The following is a 4,268-nucleotide window of genomic DNA, read 5'->3' on the forward strand; positions in this document are numbered from 1 at the left end:
CTCGGGGCGGAAAGGCGGGGGCGTCAGGCAAGCGAGAGGTCATGGGGCGGGAATGTGGGGGACGGTGCGCATGGGGGCAACGCACCAGGCGCCCCGATGCCTGAATCCGTCACAGCAGGCGCCCGGGGCATCCGATGTGACGGTCTGCACCGCCAGCGGAACCCCGATCACCCGGTGACCGCCCGGCGGCGCCTAAAGTCCAGCTCGCCCGCGCCGACCCTCATTCTGGCGCTCCACGGTACCAACGTGGCAGACGGTGTGATCCCCCCACCGAATGCCGTCTCCACCGTTCCCCCCGATGCCCCTCGACACCACCAGCCGCCTGCTGACACCCTTCCTCGATCGGCTGTCCGACGAGGAGCTGGATGTCATCCCATACGGTGTCGTGCAGTTGAATGCCAGTGGTCTCGTCTTGTCCTACAACAAGGCGGAGGCCGACAACACCGGCAGCATCTCCCGGCCGATCGGGCGCAATTTCTTTCTCGAGGTGTACTCCAGCGCCAACGTCCCCGAACTGTGGAATCGGTTTCGTCAGGCGGTGATAGACCGGCGCGTCGATGACACGTTCCAGTACACGTTCTCCTGCGGACCGGTGCCACGGCGGGTACAGCTGCGCATGTACTACTCGGTGCGCACGAAATCCGTCTGGCTCTTCGTCGCCAAGCCTGATGGCACGCCACTCGATCGGGTGGCACCGACCGATGACGACTGGATCGTACCGACCCCGCGACACGGAGTAGACCTGCGCACCCCGCGCGTGGCCTGAACGACTCAGTGCGGCCCGGCGCTCCCCGCTGACGGCCGCACATCACCACGAAGCAGGTCAAGCCGCAGTTCCACCCACCCGGCCACCTGCACGTACTGCACCCGGATCGTGTGTGCGCCGCCGTTGATCGCCGCGTACATGGGGGCGGTCTCGTGCGGGGTGAAATGGTCGATGACGAGCGCTCCGTCGACCCACACGCGCACCGCATCGTCGCTGAGGGTGCGCAGCGTATGGCGCCCCGGCGGCAACACCACCGTTCCGCTGGCATCCATCACGAAGCGCTCGGCCGGGATCTCCCGATCACGTGGCCGCGACCAGAACCAGTCAAGCCGCGGCGCTTCGCGCACGAGCACCGGGGCACCGCGAACCAACGCATCGAATGCCGCCGGCTTTTTGAACGGATCGGTCTGGTCGTCGTAGCGGAACACCCGTTGCGTCCACTGTTGTGCGGGCTCGAATCGCTCGTACGCGAAGCGCTGCGGCACACCGGCGGCCGCGCGCACGCCGCGCGCACTCACCGTGGCGGCGCCCACATACTCCAGTTCCACACGCCAGTCGCCCGTGGAATCCGCGTGCGGGGTGACCGCGATGGTGTCCCCCACGGTGCCACGCGACGACGAGAGCCGCGCCACGCCGCGCATCCTCACCACCCGCCAACGCCCGGCCGGCCCGAGCACCCGCAGGCGAAGCGGCACCGCCCGCGTGCTGTCGAGCGGCCACAACTTCGGCGAGCGCCAATCGTAGGGGCCCCACTCATCCACCACGATCGCCTGGCGATCGCGCGTGGCATGCTCGGCCGACGGCCAGCGCCGCGGCGCATCGGGAATATCCGGCAGTCGCCACCATGCGGTGGTGGGGATGATGCGCGCCGGATCACACGCCAGGCCCACGGAATCGCTGACCACGTTCCGGCTGCTATCCACACCCGTACTGTTCGCCACACGCAGACGCTCCTTCACCCTCGCGAACCGGTTCTCCACGATCCGCCAATCACGGCTGCGGGTGTCCCGATACTTGGGATATCCCCAGTCACTCGGTGTGATGGAGTCGCCCCACAACCGGATCGCGAGCGTATCGCCGTCGAAATGATTGCCGCCTACGGTGTTGTCCTGCCCGTGCTCGATGGCAATAGCGATGCGATTGTCAGCGAAACAGTTGCCGATGACGCGCGACGCATAGCTGTAGCCGCCCCACAGTCCGTGCGTACTGCCCACCACACGATTGCCGACGAACTGGTTGCGACTGAAGGTCGCCTCCATGCCGTTCGTGGGCGCGTAGCTGAAATCGTTCAGCAGGAACAGGTTGTCGTTCGATCCGCCCTGCCCCGTGTCCATCGTGTGCTGGCCCGCCCAGAGGAACAGCCCATCGCCTCCGTGCGTCATGCTGTTGTACGCGACCACATTGTGGCTGCACTGCTCGAACATCAGCAATGCGGCGCTGTCCTGCCCACGCTGAAAGAACCCGTGCGACGAACCGCGTACGTTGTAGTCGGCGCGGTTCTCCACGATGCGGTGCCAGCTCGCGCGGTACATGCCGATGCCGAGCCCGGAGTTGAACGAAAAATCGTTGCGGCGGATGTCGAGGGAATCACTGTGCGACAGGAGCAACCCGTTCATCGACTGCCGCACGGTGTTGCCCGTGATGCGCCCGCCTGTCACGCCGCGCAGATAGATGCCGGCGCCAAAGCGCAGCCACTCGTCGTTTTCGTTCTTGTGGTACGAAAGCCAGTCGTTGAGGCTCTCGTGCTCCACCAGACTGAACAGGCGCGGCTTCCATCCGTACGACAGGTCGTTCGATTCGAGGGTGAGATTGCGTACGTCGCGCGCAAGAATTCCCACCCGATATCCGCGCGCGGTGAGACCACGCACCCGGATGCGCTCACCGCCATCGATACGGACCGCCGTGCCGCGCGCCGCGTCGGGCTCACTGTCCGGCGGTGTCCCCACCAGGGTGACCCCGCGCATGTCCACGGTGATGTCGCGGCCGCGTATCGTAATCAGCGCAGAGTCCGTCGACGCCCGACCGGGGAGGCGGTACACACCCGGAGCCACCCGGACGGATCGCGTGATCACCATACCCGGCACCGGGCGCACGATGGGGAGCGGCTGCGCGTTCAGGGCCGAGGCAACGCCGAGCATACCCAGTGCGACGGCGTACCCGTGCACGCGACCGAGGAATGTGCGGACCACCGGGCTCACCACCACCGCCCCACTTTCGCGCAGTACGCGGCGTACTCCTCGGGAAAAGCCGCGTGCAGATGCCGCTCTTCCCGCGCGATCACGTGGACATGCAGTACGCGCAGCACGACCGGCAGCAGCACCAGGGCGGCGAGCGACGCGGTGACCAGCACGCCACCGATGTAGAAGACTGCCATGCCTACGTACATCGGATTGCGCGTATAGGCATAAATGCCGTGCTGCACGACCCGCTTGGCAGGGCGATTGGGATACACGGCCGTGCGCGCGCGGCGAAAGGTCACGATGCCCGTGTATACGATGGCCAGGCCGGCGACACCCAGCACCAATCCGAGCACGGTCACGAGGGAGGGTGCCGTGATCTCGAACGGCACGCGGCCGAACCGGTCGAGAAGTACACCCAAACCAAGCCCCCCGACGAACAGGAGCGGCGGCGGAAACTTCACATCGGGGCCACGATCGTACGTGCGAGTCGCATCGGCAGTCATGGCCCCAAACTACCGCGCGCTCAGTCTCCCGGCAGCATCGCCCAGAGCGCCGTACGCCCCACATTGCAGTGCACGGCGCGCGAGATGGCGCTGAAGCCGCCCCAGCCCAGCCACAAGGCATGGCGCGCAAGGTTGTGTGCGTGCAGCGCGCTCAACCCGCGCCGTTCGCCGTCGAGACGGGCGAGGCGGTTCGCGCGCGCCGGTACGGGATGAAAGATGCGCTCGATGTTGGGCGTACGGGTGGGCTCGTCGTCCTGCCACTGGTCGAGGCGCTCGATGCTGGCCTTCACGGCTGCCGCTCCCTGCGTGGCGGCCGCCGACGCATCGGCCGCGTACACGGCCGCACGCGAGGGCGTCGGCAGCACCAGCACCCCGAGAAACGCCCACAGCGTCATGCCGGCCATGATGGTGACGATGCCGGCCGCCGTCGCCGGCGCAGCACCGGTGAGCTGCAGGACGACCACGAAGCCCAGCGTATTGAACGCGATCGCGCCGAGTACGCCTCGTACATGTGCACCGCTCTCGGCGACGGCCACGCGTCGCACGAGCTGCGCGGCCAGCACGTCGGCCGGCAACAGCTCCCAGCGGCGCGGCACCACCAGCGTGCGCGGCAGCAGACTGCTCCAGCCGCCAACAAATCCTTCATCGGCCGTATCCACCACCTTGAGGCGGCGCACGTGTATGCCCGCGCACTCAGCGGCCTCGGCGAACACCGGCGGCAGCGTATCCACACCGAATGGCGCGATAATGCGCGCGAAGGTGCCGCGGAGGAGTGCGAGAACGAACTGGATGACGACGAACACGCCGATTGCGGCCATC

The 4,268-nt window shown here is 67.1% G+C and carries 4 protein-coding genes; 1 reads left to right on the forward strand and 3 read right to left on the reverse strand.

All coding sequences use genetic code 11. The features are described 5' to 3' along the window. Positions 1 to 298 precede the first annotated feature (298 nt). Entirely contained in the window at positions 299 to 766 is a 468-nt protein-coding gene (locus ACIQ6O_RS13535; RefSeq protein ID WP_396208316.1) for a hypothetical protein, read from the forward strand. A gap of 5 nt (positions 767 to 771) precedes the next feature. Here ACIQ6O_RS13535 and ACIQ6O_RS13540 read toward each other — a convergent pair whose 3' ends face one another. The 3 genes from ACIQ6O_RS13540 to ACIQ6O_RS13550 form a co-directional block, all read right to left on the reverse strand. Next, entirely contained in the window at positions 772 to 2,955 is a 2,184-nt protein-coding gene (locus tag ACIQ6O_RS13540; RefSeq protein WP_396208317.1) for a NosD domain-containing protein, read from the reverse strand. Between the two features lie 5 nt (positions 2,956 to 2,960). Beyond that, positions 2,961 to 3,449, reverse strand: a complete 489-nt coding sequence (locus ACIQ6O_RS13545) for a methyltransferase family protein (protein WP_396208318.1) — start codon at positions 3,447 to 3,449, stop codon at positions 2,961 to 2,963. A gap of 20 nt (positions 3,450 to 3,469) precedes the next feature. Further along, on the reverse strand, positions 3,470 to 4,268 hold a 799-nt coding region (locus tag ACIQ6O_RS13550; RefSeq protein WP_396208319.1), incomplete at its 5' end, for a hypothetical protein.

The organism is Gemmatimonas sp. (genome assembly GCF_044345575.1).
Lineage (GTDB): Bacteria > Gemmatimonadota > Gemmatimonadetes > Gemmatimonadales > Gemmatimonadaceae > Gemmatimonas.

Excerpts from the sequence above, each read along its gene's own strand:
- ACIQ6O_RS13535 (WP_396208316.1), top strand. The coding sequence starts at position 299 with ATGCCCCTCGACACCACCAGCCGCCTGCTGACACCCTTCCTCGATCGG.
- ACIQ6O_RS13545 (WP_396208318.1), bottom strand. The coding sequence starts at position 3,449 with ATGACTGCCGATGCGACTCGCACGTACGATCGTGGCCCCGATGTGAAG.